Below are 16,371 nucleotides of genomic sequence, written 5' to 3'. Positions count from 1 at the left end.
TGCTCAACGGCAACAGCTCCATCCGAAAGTGCCTCTAAGTCAGATTTCTGGTCCTTCGTTAAAAGAAACTGTCACTTCAAGGCACAATATGGAGTTCAGGGATTCGCCGTTCTTTCGGAGAGAAACATGACTCGTTTTGCTGTTCTTGGGGCTATCGTCGGCCTGATGGCCGCCAATCCGGCTTTTGCCGCGGACCTACCAGTGGCGCCTGAACCCGTCGACTATGTCCGGGTCTGCGATGCCTATGGTTCCCGCTTCTATTACATTCCCGGCACCGAAACCTGCCTGCGGGTCGGCGGCCGGGTGCGGACCGAGTTCCGCGTCCGCAATTTCGGCGAGGCCGAAAACGCCTGGGGCGACCGTGATACGGACGGTTACGAGTGGCGCTCCCGCGGCTACCTCTATCTCGATGCCCGCACGGCGACCGAATTCGGCACGCTGCGCGCGTTCATCGAGATGTACATGACCCAGACCAACGACACGACGTCGTCGACCCTGGACAAGGCCTACATCCAGTGGGGCGGGCTGCTCGCCGGCCGCAACGGTTCCAATTTCGATTTCTTCACCGGATATTCCTGGAACGCCCAGATCGAGAGTTATTCCGACCGGAAGACCAATCAGCTTGCCTACACGGCCGCCTTCGGCAACGGCTTCAACGCAACGGTTGCCGTTGAAGATCGCTCGAGCCGCGAGACCAATATCGGCCTGAACGGCGGCACGCTCGCCTATGGCGGCACCCGCTTGCCGGACTTTGTCGGCGCTCTGGGGTTGAGCCAGGGCTGGGGCTCCGCCCAAGTCATGGGCGCCCTGCACCAGGTCTATCCAAACGCGACCTATAACGGCATCACCGGCAGCAGCGAAGACGAACTCGGCTGGGCCGTCGGCGGCGGTGTAGAGATCGAATTCGGCGGCCTGCCCAAAGGCGGCAGCGTGGCTCTGCAGGCCGTCTATACCGATGGGGCCAGCGACTACGGCTCGACTGGCTGGACCAGCCGCATCACCGATGCGGTCTGGGACGGCAACAGCACGGAAACCACCAAGACGCTGAACATCTTCGGCGGCGTCAGCATTGGCGTGACCGACACGGTCGTCGTCAATGTCGAAGGCGGCTACCACAATGTGGACGCGGCGCTGAGTGCCTATGACTTCACCCAGTGGAGCGCTACGGCAAACGCGGTCTGGTCACCGGTTGCCGGTTTTGAAATGGGTCCGGAAGTCCAATACCGGGACATCGACTACGGCAGCGGTTCCGGCCTCAGCGATACCTACGAGCTCTACGGCACATTCCGCCTGCAGCGCACGTTCTAAGCGCCCCTGCCTTGAACCAAGAAAGCCCCGGTCATTGGCCGGGGCTTTTTGCTGCAACACGCTCGTTGCGTTTTAGCTGGATCGTCCCTGCCAAACGGACAGGACTTTCTGCCAGAGACCGTTTTTCCAGAGATCCGAGTGATCGACGCCGTCCAGAATGACAAGTTCCTTCGGATTGGGCGCGAAGCCGAACAGGCGCCTGCCATGGTCCACCGGTATGACATGGTCGGCCGTGCCGTGCAGGATCAGGACCGGTGCCTTCACCTTGGTGATCCGCTCCCGTGTCGGCATCGGGTCCTTCATCAACAGCCCCACCGGCAGCCACGGATAGCGCTCCGAGGCCATGTCGACGAGCGCGGTATAGGGTGCTTCAAGCACAAGCAGGTCCGCGTCCGGCCGCTCGGCGGCAACCGCCGTCGCGACGCCGGTGCCGAGGCTTTCGCCGTGCAGGATGATCGGCGTTCCGGTCTCGGCCGCCCGGTCGTAATGTTCCAGGGCATCTGAGATGAGGGCGGCTTCCGACGGGTTGCCGCCGCTGCCGGCATAGCCCCGGTAGCTTGGCGCATAAAGGCCGAAGCCACTGTCCAGGATCTCCTTGAACCGCTTCCAGCGCGCGGAGAGATTGCTGGAATTGCCGTGCAGATAGAGCACGGTCGGCGCGCCTTCCAGTTTTGGCGCCGCCCGCCACACGGTCACCTCGGTCCCGTCGGCCATCGCGACCGTTTCCACGGTGACGCCTTCAAGGCCCTTTTCCTGCGGCGTCGCCAGTTCCCCGGTCGGGACAAACACAAACCCGCGCTGGGTGAAATACATGAAAGCCGCGGCCATGACATAGGCGACGGCCACGACGATGACGACGGTTCTGAGGAACTTCAGACCCTTGTTGCCAGCACGAGCCGTCCCGGCCGTGTCCTGCGTTTCCTGTTCCGTATCGGCCTCGGCCATCCACCTGTCTCCTTTGCGGCCCCTCGCAGATACGCTTCAAACGCGCCTTCCGATCAGACGCTCTATTTACGGCCGAACAGTTTCTCGATATCGCTGAGCTTCAGTTCAACCCAGGTCGGCCGGCCGTGATTGCATTGGCCAGACAGAGGCGTTGCCTCCATGTCGCGCAGGAGTGCATCCATTTCCTCCGGCCGCATGCGCCGTCCGGCACGCACCGAACCATGACAGGCCATGGTGGCGGCAACATGGTCGAGCTTTTCCTTCAAGCCGTCAGCCGTGTCCCATTCGGCCAGTTCGTCGGCAAGGTTCTTGACCAGGCCCTGAATGTCCATGTCACCGAGAAGGGCCGGGGTCTCGCGGACCGCGATCGCTCCGGGCCCGAAGGCTTCCAGAGACAGTCCCACCTTTTCCAGGTCCTCAGAGCGCTCGGCAAGGCGCGCGGCGTCTTCCTCCGGCAGCTCGACGATTTCCGGGATCAGGAGGATCTGCCGCGCGACCTCCTTCTTCGCCAGCGCTTCCTTCAGCCGTTCATAAACAAGGCGCTCATGGGCTGCGTGCTGGTCGACAATGACAACGCCGTCGCCGGTTTGGGCGATGATATAGGTCTCGTGCACCTGTGCCCGCGCCGCGCCGAGCGGCAACTGGGTCTTTTCGATTTCGACCGGCACGTCATGGGCCCGGGCGTCGGCTGACGGTGCTGAAAAATCCGCAAAACCGTTCTGGCGCTGAAGATCGGGTTGGCGGGCTTCGGCAAAGCCTGCCGCCGGTGCGCCCGCCGTTTCCAGCGGCCGGAAAGCCTCCGAGCTCCAGCGCGCGGCCGTTGCGGTCTGCTGATAGCCGCCTCCATAGCCACCATGTCCCGGTTGTCCTGCCGGCGAAGCGGCGTGAGAACCGGCATAGGCCCCACCCGGCTGGCCGCGCAGCGCATCCAGCGCCACGGCGGCATTGGAGGTCGACGAACGATGCCCCGCCTGGACCAGGGCATGCTTGATCGCGCCGACCAAGAGCCCGCGCACCAGCTGGGCATCGCGGAAGCGCACATCCGCCTTGGCCGGGTGCACGTTGACATCCACCTGGGCCGGGTCGAGATCGATGAACAGCACCACCACCGGGTGCCGGTCGCGGGCAAGCACGTCGGCATAGGCACCGCGCAGGCCGGAAAGAAGAAGCTTGTCCTTTACCGGACGGCCATTGACGAAGAAGAACTGATGCTGGGCATTGCCGCGGTGATGTGTCGGCAGACCGGCAAATCCCGAGAGGTGCACGCCTTCGCGGGCGGCGTCGATCTCCATGGCGTTGTCGACGAAGTCCTTGCCGAGGATCTGCGAGATCCGGGCGAGATGCGGATCATCGCCGCGCGCGGCGAGCCAGCTTTGCGGCTGCCGGTCGGCACCGGACAGCGAAAAGCCGATCTCCGGATAGGCGAGCGCGATGCGCTTGACAATCTCGGTGATGGCGGCGGCCTCGGCCCGGTCGGATTTCAGGAATTTCAGCCGCGCGGGCGTCGCGAAGAAGAGATCCCGGACCTCCACAAGGGTGCCCCTGGTCCGCGCCGCCGGGACGAGCGGCTGTTCCTTGCCGCCCTCGACCGCGATCGCCCAGGCATGGTCTTCCCCGGCATGGCGTGTCTGGATCGCCAGCCTGGCGACCGAGCCGATCGACGGCAGCGCCTCGCCGCGAAAGCCGAGCGTCCGGATGTCGAAAAGATCGTCGTCGGAAATCTTCGAGGTGCAGTGGCGGCGGATCGCGAGCTTGAGATCGTCCTGGCGCATGCCGGCGCCGTCGTCGGCGACGCGCATCAGGGTCTTGCCGCCGGCGGCGGTAACGATCTCGATCTGGCGCGCGCCGGCATCGACCGCGTTTTCGACCAGTTCCTTGATGACACTGGCCGGCCGCTCGATCACTTCTCCGGCGGCGATCTGGTTGATCACCTGCTCGCCAAGTTGCCTGACTGCCATAAAACTCTCTCTGTCGTCCGCGGCTTTCGCAGCGCGTCCTGTTCCTATATGGTCCGCGCCGAGTTTGTTGCGATTCTTTGGCGCAGCTTATCAGACCCACCGTGATCCGAGTGACCCGACATGACCGTTTCTGCACCGCTTCTTGTTGACGGGCTCAATGCCCTTGCGCCTTCCTACAAGGGCATCCTGTGCGATGTCTGGGGCGTGCTTCACAATGGTGTAGCGGCTTTTGAAGGCGCGCACAAAGCGCTCAGGACCTATCGCGAGGAAACCGGTGGCAAGGTGGTCCTGATCACCAATGCGCCGCGTCCGGCCAAGCAGGTCGGCGAAATGCTCGCCGGTCTCGGCGTGCCGGACGGCACCTATGACGACATCGTCACTTCCGGCGACGTCACCCGCGGCGTGCTGGAAGCGGAAGGCAAGAAGACGCTGCTGCATATCGGCCCCAACCGGGACCAGCCGCTCTACTGGAACCTGGAGGCAACCTTCACCCAGAACGACGACGAAGCCGAGGGGATCAGCTGCACCGGGCTCGCCGACGACGAGGTGGAAACGCCGGACGACTATCGCGAGCGCCTGGAAAAACTCGTGGCGCGCGGTCTCAAGATGATCTGCGCCAACCCGGATATCGTCGTGGAACGCGGCGACCGGCTGATCTGGTGTGCCGGCGCCCTGGCACGCCTCTATGAAGATCTCGGCGGCGAGGTCGTCATTCTCGGCAAACCGCACGCGCCGATCTACACCGCCGCGATGGAGCGCCTGTCGCAGCTGGCCGGCACGGAAGTAGCCAAGGAAGACGTTCTGGCCATCGGCGATGGCCTGCCGACCGATATCCGCGGCGCGGTTTCCCAGGACATCGATGTTCTGTTCATCACCGCCGGCATCCACGCCTCCGACTTCGGCCCGAGCGATGCCCCGGACGAACACCTGATCCGCCGCCGCCTCACCGAAGAAGGCCTGCGCGCCCGCGCCGCCCTGCCGCGTCTGTGGTGGTGAGAGCGGAGCAATCGCTTCGCGCCAATCACGTCAATAGGCTGAAATCCGGCTGTTTTCAGTAGGGTGTCACCCCCGGACAAGCAACGCGCGGATCCGGGGCCCACTCGCAGTTCAGCAACCTGAAGCGCCGAACAGTTCGCACAATGTTGCGACACGACAACTTCTCTGGAAATGAGCAGGCCCCGGGTCTTGCTTCGCGCGCCCGGGGCGACACCGGTGTGTCTGGCGCGTTCCTGCCAAAAGACCTACTCAGAGCTCTCCGCCCCATGCCCGGCCAGATAGGTCCGGACGTAATCGTCAACATCGAGCGCGGCATGCCCCGGCCCCATGCGCATTTCGCCCATGAAGCCGATCATGGCGAGCGGGGCGATCAGTTCCAGCGCGAAGCGGCCCGGATCCCCCGGACGGAGCCGGCCGGCCTCCTGGTGCGTGCGCAGGAGCGCGCCAACGGCCTTGAGGTTTTCCATCAGCACGGGGGTGATGCCATGCAGTTCCGGGTGGTGCGGCAGCTGCGAAAACAGCGTCAGGGCCAGGCCGCCATGCTCCCGGTAAGTCGCCAGATATGCCCGGACAACATTGCCGAGATCCGCCAGAACATCGTCGCTCGCCGGCACCTGGCCGAAGGGGGCGTTGGCCAGCGCGTCGATGATCGCGGCTTCCATCAGGGCCGCCTTCGAGCCGAAACGGCGGAACAGGGTCACCTCGTTGATACCGGCCCGGTCCGCGATCTGGCGGGTGGTGGTACCGCCGAAACCGCGTTCGCAGAAAAGCGTGATCGCAGCAGCGTAAATATCGGCACTGTCAATGGTTTTGGGCACAGGCATCTCTTGGGCGCATTCTGCGCCGCGGGCAAAGTTTGTGGGACAATGCCAACCAGCTAACGCCAGGGAGAGACAAAATGCAAGCGAACACTTGCAATCGCTTGCCGTCACGCTCATTTGCAAGTATACGCTTGCATTAATACCTTGCAGGGCCATTCGTGGCAACACTTGGCGCGTTGCCCATACGAAACCCTCACGGAGACCTTGTACAAAGGTGCGGACCGATGAACCCGCCCTTGCCGAGCGAACCCAGGAGACAAGTCCGTGTCACTGTTGCGCAAAGCCCTGATCCTTCCACCAGTCGTCCTGGGCGCGGCCCTGCTTTATTACGCCGTCAGCGGGCGCGAGGCGCCGAAGCGGGCGGAGATCGCGGAGACGGCAACCGTCGTGCGGGTGGTCACCGTGGAGCCGAGCGATTTCGTACCTCGCGTGATCGGCTACGGCACGGTTGACCCGGCCCGCACACTGGATGCCATCGCCCAGGTGTCGGGGCGGGTTCTCTTTCTCAATCCGAGTTTCAGGCGCGGCGATTTCATCGCCGAAGGCGACGTCCTGATCAAATTGTCACCGGAAGACTACGAGCTTGAGATCGCCGAGGCCGAGACGGATATCGCCAGCGCAAATGTCGATCTTGAGGAACTTGCCGTCACGCTGGAAACCCAGAAGAAATCCCTCGAGATCGCCAAATCTGTTCTGGATCTGGAAGAGCGGGAGCTCGCCCGGCTCAAGACCCTTCTGGAGCGCAAGGTCATCTCCGACCAGCAGGTCGAGAACCAGGAAGCCGTGGTGCTGCAACAGCGCTCCAATGTGCAGGACCTGGAAAACGACATCGCGCTCAAACCGGTCAAGCAGAAAGCCCTGGAACAAGCCAGGCGCAAGAACGAGGTCCGCCTGGAAACGGCCCGGCTGAACTTGGCACGCACCACCATCGAGGCACCTTTCAACGCCCGGGTTGCAAAGGTCTCCGTCGAGATCGACCAGTATGTCGCCGCCGGCACCTCCATTGGCGAACTGGACGGCATTGAGGCCGCCGATATCGACGTCCAGATCAGCCCGGCCAACATGGCCGGTTTCGCCAATCTCGCCTTTCCGGGTCAGCTGGACACGGAGGAAGGTGTGTTCAGGGCTCGCCGCTCCCTGGACAGGCTGTCGGCAAAGGTTCATGTGGGCTCGGTCGGCGACGCGGCAACCTGGGACGCACGGGTCAAGCGGGTCAGCGACACGGTCGATCCAGACACGCGCTCCATCGGCCTGATCGTCACGGTCGACAAGCCCTATGACACGGTTCGCCCCGGCATCCGCCCGCCTTTGGTCAAAGGCATGTTCACGGAAGTGGAATTGTCCGCCCCCGCCGTCAAAGACCGGACCATCCTGCCGCGCAACGCGATCCAGAACGGCAAGGTCATGACGGTGTCGGACGACGACCGCCTCGCGCTTGTCGACGTAAAAGTCGGCTACCATTTCGACGACATCGTCGTCCTGGAAAGCCCCCTTCCTGCGGGCACAAGGGTGATCGTCAGCGATGTCTCGCCGGTCATTGAGGGCATGCTGCTCAAACCGGTGGAGGACGAGGCTGTCCAGGAGCGCATTGCCGCCGCCACTGGCACCAACAGCGGCGAGGCCCGGCCATGATCCGTTATTTCGCCTCGCACCCGACCGCAGCCAATCTCCTGATGGCCGGGCTGATCATTCTCGGCCTGCTCAACCTGTCGGGGCTCCTGATGGAGACCTTTCCGCAGATTCCGATCAAGAAGATCACCGTCAACGTTGCCTATCCCGGCGCGACCTCCGCGGATGTGGAGCGAACCGTCTGCCGCCGGATCGAGGACGCGCTCGACGGCATCGAGAATATCGACGAACTGAAATGCGACAGCCGCGAGAACCTGGCTCTGGCAACCGTCAAGATCGTCGAGGGCAAGGACATCGACCAGCTGATGCTCGATGTCGATCGCGAGATCAACGCGATTTCCGACTTCCCCGATGGGGTCGAGGATCCGGTCATCGAGGAAGCGGGCCAGCTCAGCGACGCGACCTCCGTGGTCATCACCGGAATTGACGACAAGCCGCAGCTGAAGAATTACGCCGAGGCGGTCAAGGAGCGCATGCTGCAGTTCGGCGGCATCCCCCAGGTGGAAGTGTCCGGTTTTTCGGACCGGCAGTTCCGGATCGAGGTGCGCGATGCCGCGGCCCGCGAACTTGGCCTGACCCTGTCGGAAATCGCCGACACGCTGACCCGGCAGAACATCAACGCCCCCTCCGGCGAGATCACCACCGTGGGCGGTTCCATCCTGCTGCGCTTTGCCGACGAGCGGCTGGCAGCCGATGCCTATGCCTCGGTGATCGTCGCCTCCTCCGCGCAAGGCGGGCAGATCACGCTCGGCGACATCGCCACCATCACCGATCTTTTCGAGGATGAAGAAGTCGAAACCCGGCTCAACGGCCGGCTGGCCGCCGTGCTCGACATTTCCATGACCCGCAGCGACGACCTCATCCAGGTGGTCGAACGGGTCAAGGCCTTTGTGGCGGAAGAACAGGCGCGCGCAGCGCCCGGCATCGACCTGACCATCATCAATGACGGCTCGATCGCGCTCAAGGACCGGCTGTGGATGCTGGTTAACAATTCCGGCCAGGGCCTTCTGCTGGTTGTCGCCGCCATGTGGATCTTTTTCGGTGGCCGCCAGGCCTTCTGGATTGGCATGGGCCTGCCGGTTTCCTTCCTGGGCGCCCTGGCGATCATGTCCCTCTTCGGGCTGACCATCAACATGCTGTCCATGGTGGCCCTGCTGATCGTGGTCGGCATCATGATGGACGATGCCATTGTGATCTCGGAAAACATTGCCACCAAAAGGCATCAGGGTCTGAATGCGCTCGAAGCCGCCGTTCAGGGCACCTTGCAGGTGGCCCCAGGCGTGTTCGCGTCCTTCCTGACGACGGCGGCGATTTTCGGCGCACTCGCCTTCATCAGCGGCGATCTCGGCGATCTCCTCAGGGTCATCCCGATCGTCATGCTGCTTGTGCTGGTGATCTCGCTGATCGAGGCCTTCCTGATCCTGCCAAACCACCTGTCGCACGCGGCCAAGGACGAGCCAAATCTCATCACCCGCAAGGCCGAAGCCGCGGTTTCCTTCGCGCGCGAACATATTGTCGGCCCCTGCGCCACCTGGTCGGTGCGCAACCGCTATTTCACCGTCGGGATCTGCATCATGCTGTTCCTGTCGACACTGGCGCTGATCGCCGGCGGCCTGGTGAAGTTCCAGGCCTTCCCGAATGTGGAAGGCGACCAGATCGAGGCGCGCATCGAATTGCCGGCCAGCGCGACGCTCCAGGACACACGCACCGTCGTTGCCGAAACCATCGCCGCATTGGAACGCATGGACGCGGCTCTCGCGCCGCGCAATCCGGACGGTGCCTCCCTGCTCAAGAACGTGCTGGTGCGCTTCAACGAAAACAGCGATGCCGGCACCAACGGCGCTCATCTGGCGACGCTCAACATCGATCTCCTCGAAGGCGCGGCGCGCGATGTCGGCAACCAGGAGATCCTGACCGTGTGGCGCCGGGAGCTGCCGGAAACCCTGGATGTGCGCCGGGTCATCATCACCGAATCCAGCGTCGGGCCCGCGGGCCGCGCCATCGAGCTGCGCCTGGCGCATCCGGATCCGGCCGTGCTCGACACGGCCTCGGAAGAGCTGCAGACCTGGCTCAACGGCTATCAGGGTGTCTACAACATCTCGGATGATCTCAGCCTCGGCAAGCCGGAACTTGCCCTGTCGCTGAAGGACGGCGCCGGTGCCGTCGGGCTGGATGCCAAGGAAATCGCCGATCAGCTGAAGGGGGCCTATAACGGCATCACCGCCGACGAGGTCCAGGTCGGCTCGGAAAGCTTCGAGGTCGACGTGCGCCTTGCCGGATCGGACCGTAACAGCCTGGGCGACCTGGAACTCTTCACCATTGAGACGCCGTCCGGACACAGGGTGCCGCTCGGCACCGTCGCCAACATCCTGTCCGACCGCAGCTATACACGCATCAACCGCATCGACAGGGTGCCGACGGTTACGATCACCGGCGACGTTCTCCTGGGTGTCGCCAATGCCAACGAGGTTGTCAGCGACACGGAAAAGAATTTCCTGCCCGGGCTGCTGGAGCGTTATCCCGGCCTGACCGCCTCGACCGAAGGCCAGAACGCCGAAGGCGCCAAGACCCAGGCCTCGATGGCCGCAGCCCTCGGCACCGGGCTGATCTTCGTCTTCATTCTCCTGAGCTTCCAGTTTCGCAGCTACACGGAACCGGTCGTGGTGATGGTGCTGATCCCGCTCGCCATGATCGGCGCGGTCTGGGGGCATTTGCTGATGGGGATCGACTTCGCCCTGCCGAGCATGCTGGGGTTCATCTCGCTGGCCGGGGTTGTGGTCAACGATTCCATCCTCTTGGTCGAGTTCATCAAGGACGAGCACGCCCCGGACATGGAAAACGTCGCCGACATTGCCCCGCTCGGCGCCAAGGCCCGCTTCCGCGCGATCCTCCTGACCTCGGTGACAACGATTGCCGGCATGCTGCCGCTGCTGTTCGAGACCAGCCCGCAGGCCCAGGTTCTGATCCCACTGGTGACGTCGATCTCCTTCGGCCTGATCGGCACCACTTTGATGATCGTCTTCGTCGTGCCGGCCTTCTACACAATCCTCGACGATTTCGGCCTGACCTCACTGGCCAGGGAACGGCGCGCGCACCGGGAAGCGGTGGCCGCGGAGTAACCCACCTTCCTCTCGTGCTTCGTCATTGCAGGGCTTGACCCTGCAATCCATGCCGTTGCGTTGCCCCGCGAAAAGCCCAGCGATTGGCGAGGGAACGGCATGGATCCCATGGTCAAGCCATGGGATGACGAAGGAAGAGTTGCCAAGGCTCAAGAAAAAGGGCCCTCCAAATGAGAGCCCTTCAAAACCTTGCTTGTCCGCCTGGATCAGTCGAACAGCTTGTCGATATCTGCCTGGGCGTCGCCGAGCATGGCGTCGATGTCGTCCTGGGAGACCCCTTCGCCAGAATGCTGCGGGCCGTGCAGGATCAGTTCGCGTTGCCGGCGCTCCTCATCGGTTTCCACAATGGCCGCTTCAAGGTCTGCCGGAATGCGCAGATGCTCGATGAAGGAACTCACACGCTCGTCGATGTAGCGGAGTGTCGCGACAACCTTGGAAATGCGCTGGCCGGTGATGTCCTGGAAGGTACAGGCCTCGAAGATGCCGATCATCTTGTTGCTGACCAGCTCCTGATACGCTTCCGCATCGCTGGTATCGGCGCCCATGATCTCTTCGGCCGCTTCCATGATGGAATTGGTGGCTTCTTCAGTCGCCTCGACAATGGCGTCGAGCTCGCGACCGGCATCCGGGATCTTGTTGCCCGTCATGTCGTTGGCGCGCAGTTGGGAGATTTCCTCCTTCATGCGCGTGATTTCCTTGGCGATCAGCGTCAGTTCTTCGGTCACGGCCGGCTGAACGGTCGACAGGAAATCATGCATGGAACCGGACATGACCTCGGCGAGATGCATCACATCGGTGAGCGAAACCTCGCCTTGCCGGCTCTTGTTTTCTTGCAGAAAGTCGATGACGCGGGCAATGTTTTCCTGTTTCATATTTGCCACCAGGTCGAGCCTTTCCATGCGAGGCGTCCTCCCAAAACGACCCCTTCTCAGGGCGCCGCTATTACTACGCGGATGCGCCAAACCAGACCCGGCCTGCCTGCCCAGCAAGACCGTGCCGATCGTTCACACCCGTCTGGCACTGGCGGAGACGCGCCCCAACGCGGACCCCGCCAAGTGCAAGAAATCAGTCGGAGAAGACCGCCTCGATCTTGCCTTTCAACGTCTGGGCGTTGAACGGCTTCACGATATAGTTGTTCACGCCGGCCTTTTTGGCGGCGATGACGTTTTCTGTCTTGGATTCAGCCGTCACCATGATGAACGGCGTCTTGCTGAGGCTGCCGTCGGCACGGACCTGCTTGAGCAGCTCGTAACCGGTCATCGGCTCCATATTCCAATCGGAAATCACCAGGCCGTAACGGCGCTGCTTCATTTTTTCCAATGCTTCGGTGCCGTCCGCAGCGTCATCGATGTCTTCGAAACCAAGTTGCTTGAGCAGGTTCCGAATGATGCGAATCATCGTTTTGTAGTCATCGACCACGAGGACCGGCATCTGAAGATCAAGGGCCATTGTCTACTCCATACTGTCAAAGTGCGCGGCCCCTGGCCGTGGGCCGTTGGATCGCGTTATGACTTCGAAGGAGAGTGACACATATTCTTGTGTCCTCACCTCCCCACACTCAACGCAATCTACCGACTGCCCCTGAAAAGACCGTTAATAACAGACGCTTTTTTTCTTCGCCCAAAGCACAATTGCCAGAAATCCTTGGGACGCCTAGCGTCCGGCTTGCTAAAAAAACGACAAGTCAGGGCGGAAATCTCGATGCTGGAACTGCAAAAACTGTGTTTTGAAGATCTCACGGTGGGGATGAGTGAAGAACTTGTAAAACATGTCAGTTCTTCAGATGTGGTCGGTTTTGCGGAAGTATCCGGCGACCGGAACCCCATTCACCTGTCAGAACATTTTGCAGCCAGGACCCCGTTCAAGACCCGAATCGCCCATGGTCTTTACACCGCCAGCCTGATTTCGGCGGTTCTGGGCACCAGACTGCCTGGTCCGGGCGCGATTTATCTCTCCCAGACCCTGAACTTCAAGGCACCGGTGCGAATCGGTGACGACGTCAAGGTGACCGTGACCGTGGAAGAACTCATGGAACGCGGAAACCGGGCGCGCCTGTCCTGTATTTGCAGCGTCGACGGCACCGTCGTCCTTGAAGGCGAGGCGCTCGTCAAAGTGCCGAGCAAAGACGAAGACCGCTCCGGCCTGTGACCGGAATTCCCCGGCCGGACATCTTCGGTTTGGCCGATCTTGACCTTTCTACTTCTTGACGGCAGGTTCCTCGCCAGCGTTGGCGGGGCCCTTTGAGCTGCTGCGGACGTTCCCTCTCCCGGACATCAGGGCCCTGCCTGGCTGTCCCGGCCGACACGTTGCGCGAAGGTTTGCTGCATGAGCTCCTCTGACACCTCCAGGTTCCTGGTTGCCGAAAGCCTGGACAGCTTTCCGGCGGAGCTGAAGGGCGGTATCGTTGCCATCGGAAATTTCGACGGCCTGCATCGGGGCCACAGGGCCGTGCTCGACGCCGCCATGGGGCTTGGCCACGGCACGCACCATCCGGTTTATGCGATGAGCTTCGAACCGCATCCGCGCACCGTCTTCAATCCATCCAAGCCTGTCTTCCGCCTGACGCCGCGGGCCCAGAAGCTCGACATGCTGCGCGTCTGCGGTCTTGGCGGCGCCTTGATCCTGCCCTTCACCAGGGACTTCGCCGGGATCGAGGCCAACGCTTTTGTCCAGGACATCCTGATCGACACGCTCGGCATTTCCCACGCGGTCACGGGTTACGATTTCCATTTCGGCCGCGCCCGCCAGGGCACACCGGACTATTTGCGCGATGCCGGTGCCAAACACGGCTTCGGCGTCACCATCGTCCAGCGCGAGGAGGACGAGGGCGCGGAGGTCATCTCCTCCACCCGCATTCGCGACAGTCTCGCTGAGGGCGACATCGCCCAAGCGAATGCCCTGCTCGGGTATCGCTGGTATTTCGAAGCCGAGGTGAGGCACGGCGACAAACGCGGCCGGGATCTCGGCTACCCGACCGCTAACCTCGCGCTTGCCCAGGACTGCCCGCTGAAACAGGGCATCTATGCGGTCAAGGTGCGGATCGGAGACGACTGGCATGACGGCGTCGCAAGTTATGGCCGCCGGCCGACCTTCGACAATGGCGCCATCCTGTTCGAGGTGCATCTGTTCGATTTTTCAGGCGATCTCTATGGCAAAACCCTGCGCGTCCATGTCGTCTCCTATCTGCGCGGTGAAGAAAAGTTCGACAGTGTCGAGGCCTTGATCCGGCAGATGGACCAGGACAGTGCCGAGGCGAGAGCCGCGCTCGGCTCCTTGCAGCCCCTCTCCGACATCGACCTGAAGCTCCTGGATTCTTCGGCGTGAGCAAGGCTTCAGTCTCCGGCGTCATGGAGCAGAACCCACTGCTGGCGATCTTCCTGATGAGTTCGGCCATGCTGATCGTGCCGGTGATGGATATCATCGCCAAGTATCTGTCGGCCGAACTGCCGCCGCTTGAAGTCACCTTCGGCCGGTTCTTCTTTCAATTCCTGATCTGCCTGGCTTTGGCCATCGTCACCGGGCGGGTCACGCGTCTGCGCGGCAAGCAGCCGGTGATCAACTATCTGCGCGGCATCTTCCTGGCCGCTGCGTCCTTGTGTTTTTTCACCGCCGTGAAATTCATGTCCGTCGCCACCGCGATCTCGATCTTCTTTGTCGAGCCGATGGTGCTGACCATCCTGGCGGCGCTGATTTTGAAGGAGCAGGTCGGCATCCGCCGCATCGGCGCCATACTGGTCGGCCTGTTGGGTGCCGTCATCATCCTCAGGCCGAACCTTGCCGAGATCGGCCTGATCAGCCTGCTGCCGGTCGCCACCGCTTTCCTGTTTTCCTTCTACCTGCTGCTCAACCGGCTTTATCCGGTCACCGACGGCCTGTTGACGATCCAGTTCAGCGCCGGCCTGTCCGGCTCGCTGATGCTGGGCGCCGCGCTGCTGATCGGCAATCTGGCCGGCTATGAGGGCATCGCCTTCGTGATGCCGTCCGTGAACCAGGCCGGGCTGCTCACGCTGATCGGCCTGATTTCCTTTGCCGCCCACGGCCTGGTGGTCGCGGCCTTCCAGCGCGGCAGTGCCAGCCTGCTGGCGCCGCTGCAATATATCGAGATCGTCAGCGCGACCCTGTTCGGCTATCTGGTGTTTTCGGACTTCCCGGACGGTCCGACCTGGATTGGCATCGCGCTCATTATCGGCAGCGGGCTCTATATCGCCCACCGCGAACGCAAGCTGAAAAAGAAGATTCAGGCCGTCGTCGCGGAGGTGTGAAGCGTCGGCGCCTGCCCCATCCGCCTCATGCCGAGCCAGAGAATGATCAACGGCAGGAGCGGTGCCAGCGGCACGTTCAGCCAGACCGCGAACGCGCTGGTCGAGGCCGAAAGGACAATCACCAGCGCAAGCAACGCCTTTTCGTAAGGCAGAAAGCCGGATTTCAAACCCTCCCGGATCAGGAAGGCACAGGGCACCACCAGCAGCGTGAGGTCATAGGAAAGAGCAAAAGGCGTCACCAGCAGCGTGCCGCCGATCAGCACCGGAGCGCGCACCGCCATTGCCTCGGATTTGCGCCAGGCGTGCCAGACACAGGCCAGCGCACCGAGGCCAATTGCGGCTTGAACGACCATGGCGGCAAGATGCGGCATGCCGAGCAGGCGCAGCCCGCCATAGACGGAGACCATCTTGCCCCATTCAACTCCGCCAAGCTCCATCATCGCGGAGGCGACCGGGGCCTGCAGCCAGAAGGCGTGCCAGACGCCGATGCCCAGCACCGCGACGCTGACGCCGGCAAGAACAAGCGTCGTCACCGAGGCACTCAGGAAGGCGCGCCAGTTCCAGCTGGCGATCAGCGCCACGGGCGCCAGAATGCCGAGCTGCGGCTTGATGGTCAAAAGCCCAAGGGCAATGCCGGCCAGGATCATCTTCTGCCGCTCGACACCGACCAGAAAAAAACCGTAGAGCGCGGCGGTCAGGGCGGCGTTCTGACCGTGAAAGGCATTGTTGGCGCATGCCGGAATGACGATCAGACAGGCCGCCAGCAGCCATCTTCCGGTGATCAGCCGGCAGGCAAAGCCCAGCAGGCCGGTGGTTAATCCGACGAAGCTGGCAAAGGCCGCCTTATAGGGCAGCAGCGCAAACCCGCTTTGCAGTATCTGAAAGGTCGGCGGATAGAAGAATCCGAACACCGTATCAGACCCAGTGTAGGCGGCCTGGATCGCCGAGAAGTCTTTCGGGCTGTAGGCTAGTTCGGGTGTGCCGCTCAGAACCTGGCTGCCGGCCAGCCAGAAGCTCAGGTAGTCCATCAGCAGCATGCCGTTGGGCGCGCCATAGGTGTTGGGCACGGCCAGCATCCAGACCAGCCCGGCGGTAAGGCCGAGCCCCGCGCACAGGCAGGCAAAGCCGATCCGGTCCCAGGTGAAATAGTCTCCCGAGCGGACAAACCGGTGCCAGAGCCCGGCCGTCCGGCTGTCTTCTGCCGCCGCATCCGCGTCAATCTTGGTTGAAGTGGCCATGGCGCCCGTGTCGTCCTGTCTGGAACCCTTACCCGGCAGCCATCAATGCCCGACAGACATTCATATTCGGTTACCCCTCCGCATTTTTCCTGAAC

General features: G+C 62.5%; 13 protein-coding genes. 7 read left to right on the top strand and 6 right to left on the bottom strand.

From position 1 onward, the window contains the following. Positions 1-126 precede the first annotated feature (126 nt). Entirely contained in the window at positions 127-1,308 is a 1,182-nt protein-coding gene (locus tag M0H32_RS00910; protein WP_248149556.1) for a porin, read from the top strand. Positions 1,309-1,380: 72 nt separating this feature from the next. On the opposite strand, the gene M0H32_RS00905 is transcribed toward M0H32_RS00910, so the two are convergent. Further along, positions 1,381-2,253 (bottom strand): alpha/beta hydrolase, encoded by an 873-nt coding sequence (locus tag M0H32_RS00905; RefSeq protein ID WP_248149554.1) that lies wholly within the window; start codon positions 2,251-2,253, stop codon positions 1,381-1,383. Positions 2,254-2,315: 62 nt separating this feature from the next. Continuing rightward, entirely contained in the window at positions 2,316-4,211 is a 1,896-nt protein-coding gene (mutL, locus tag M0H32_RS00900; protein ID WP_248149550.1) for a DNA mismatch repair endonuclease MutL, read from the bottom strand. 120 nt (positions 4,212-4,331) lie between these two features. On the opposite strand from mutL, the gene M0H32_RS00895 reads away from it, so the two are divergent. Next, positions 4,332-5,207, top strand: coding sequence for a TIGR01459 family HAD-type hydrolase (locus M0H32_RS00895; RefSeq protein ID WP_248149547.1), 876 nt, complete (start codon positions 4,332-4,334; stop codon positions 5,205-5,207). Between the two features lie 245 nt (positions 5,208-5,452). On the opposite strand, the gene M0H32_RS00890 is transcribed toward M0H32_RS00895, so the two are convergent. Further along, positions 5,453-6,025 carry a TetR/AcrR family transcriptional regulator gene (locus tag M0H32_RS00890; protein ID WP_248149544.1) on the bottom strand — a complete coding sequence of 191 codons (573 nt, stop codon included), beginning with the start codon at positions 6,023-6,025 and terminating at the stop codon, positions 5,453-5,455. Positions 6,026-6,292: 267 nt separating this feature from the next. Here M0H32_RS00890 and M0H32_RS00885 point away from each other — a divergent pair, with 267 nt between their 5' ends. Both M0H32_RS00885 and M0H32_RS00880 read left to right on the top strand, forming a co-directional pair. Further along, on the top strand, positions 6,293-7,660 hold the full coding sequence (locus tag M0H32_RS00885; RefSeq protein WP_248149541.1) for an efflux RND transporter periplasmic adaptor subunit: 1,368 nt from the start codon (positions 6,293-6,295) through the stop codon (positions 7,658-7,660). Further along, positions 7,657-10,776 (top strand): efflux RND transporter permease subunit, encoded by a 3,120-nt coding sequence (locus M0H32_RS00880; protein WP_248149538.1) that lies wholly within the window; start codon positions 7,657-7,659, stop codon positions 10,774-10,776. Before M0H32_RS00885 ends, M0H32_RS00880 begins: the two co-directional genes overlap by 4 nt. A 206-nt stretch (positions 10,777-10,982) precedes the next feature. On the opposite strand, the gene M0H32_RS00875 is transcribed toward M0H32_RS00880, so the two are convergent. Continuing rightward, positions 10,983-11,675: a protein phosphatase CheZ gene (locus tag M0H32_RS00875; protein WP_248149535.1), complete on the bottom strand. Its 693-nt coding sequence runs from the start codon at positions 11,673-11,675 to the stop codon at positions 10,983-10,985. Between the two features lie 166 nt (positions 11,676-11,841). Next, complete coding sequence (locus tag M0H32_RS00870; protein WP_006935666.1) at positions 11,842-12,225, bottom strand: response regulator; 384 nt, start codon at positions 12,223-12,225, stop codon at positions 11,842-11,844. Between the two features lie 252 nt (positions 12,226-12,477). Between M0H32_RS00870 and M0H32_RS00865 the strand changes: the two genes are divergently transcribed. The 3 genes from M0H32_RS00865 to M0H32_RS00855 all read left to right on the top strand — a co-directional run bounded on the left by M0H32_RS00865 (position 12,478) and on the right by M0H32_RS00855 (position 15,038). Continuing rightward, entirely contained in the window at positions 12,478-12,924 is a 447-nt protein-coding gene (locus tag M0H32_RS00865) for a MaoC family dehydratase (RefSeq protein ID WP_248149532.1), read from the top strand. A 177-nt stretch (positions 12,925-13,101) separates the two neighbouring features. Continuing rightward, positions 13,102-14,100: a bifunctional riboflavin kinase/FAD synthetase gene (locus M0H32_RS00860; RefSeq protein ID WP_248149530.1), complete on the top strand. Its 999-nt coding sequence runs from the start codon at positions 13,102-13,104 to the stop codon at positions 14,098-14,100. Beyond that, positions 14,097-15,038, top strand: a complete 942-nt coding sequence (locus M0H32_RS00855) for a DMT family transporter (protein WP_248149528.1) — start codon at positions 14,097-14,099, stop codon at positions 15,036-15,038. Before M0H32_RS00860 ends, M0H32_RS00855 begins: the two co-directional genes overlap by 4 nt. Here the strand turns inward: M0H32_RS00855 and M0H32_RS00850 are convergent. Next, positions 15,014-16,276 (bottom strand): glycosyltransferase family 87 protein, encoded by a 1,263-nt coding sequence (locus M0H32_RS00850; protein ID WP_248149526.1) that lies wholly within the window; start codon positions 16,274-16,276, stop codon positions 15,014-15,016. The two genes, M0H32_RS00855 and M0H32_RS00850, sit on opposite strands and share 25 nt — an antisense overlap. Between the last annotated feature and the right edge of the window lie 95 nt (positions 16,277-16,371).

The sequence above is a fragment of the Roseibium sediminicola genome (assembly GCF_023156505.1).
Classification (GTDB): Bacteria; Pseudomonadota; Alphaproteobacteria; order Rhizobiales; family Stappiaceae; genus Roseibium; species Roseibium sediminicola.
The sequence above is the reverse complement of the archived record's forward strand: the minus strand, read 5'-3'. Positions and strand labels throughout refer to the sequence as shown.

Bases quoted from the DNA above. Each gene is read 5' to 3' on its own strand.
- M0H32_RS00850 (WP_248149526.1), bottom strand. From the start codon at position 16,276: ATGGCCACTTCAACCAAGATTGACGCGGATGCGGCGGCAGAAGACAGC.
- M0H32_RS00865 (WP_248149532.1), top strand. From the start codon at position 12,478: ATGCTGGAACTGCAAAAACTGTGTTTTGAAGATCTCACGGTGGGGATG.
- M0H32_RS00895 (WP_248149547.1), top strand. From the start codon at position 4,332: ATGACCGTTTCTGCACCGCTTCTTGTTGACGGGCTCAATGCCCTTGCG.
- M0H32_RS00880 (WP_248149538.1), top strand. From the start codon at position 7,657: ATGATCCGTTATTTCGCCTCGCACCCGACCGCAGCCAATCTCCTGATG.
- M0H32_RS00875 (WP_248149535.1), bottom strand. From the start codon at position 11,675: ATGGAAAGGCTCGACCTGGTGGCAAATATGAAACAGGAAAACATTGCC.
- M0H32_RS00870 (WP_006935666.1), bottom strand. From the start codon at position 12,225: ATGGCCCTTGATCTTCAGATGCCGGTCCTCGTGGTCGATGACTACAAA.
- M0H32_RS00860 (WP_248149530.1), top strand. From the start codon at position 13,102: ATGAGCTCCTCTGACACCTCCAGGTTCCTGGTTGCCGAAAGCCTGGAC.
- M0H32_RS00910 (WP_248149556.1), top strand. From the start codon at position 127: ATGACTCGTTTTGCTGTTCTTGGGGCTATCGTCGGCCTGATGGCCGCC.
- M0H32_RS00905 (WP_248149554.1), bottom strand. From the start codon at position 2,253: ATGGCCGAGGCCGATACGGAACAGGAAACGCAGGACACGGCCGGGACG.
- mutL (WP_248149550.1), bottom strand. From the start codon at position 4,211: ATGGCAGTCAGGCAACTTGGCGAGCAGGTGATCAACCAGATCGCCGCC.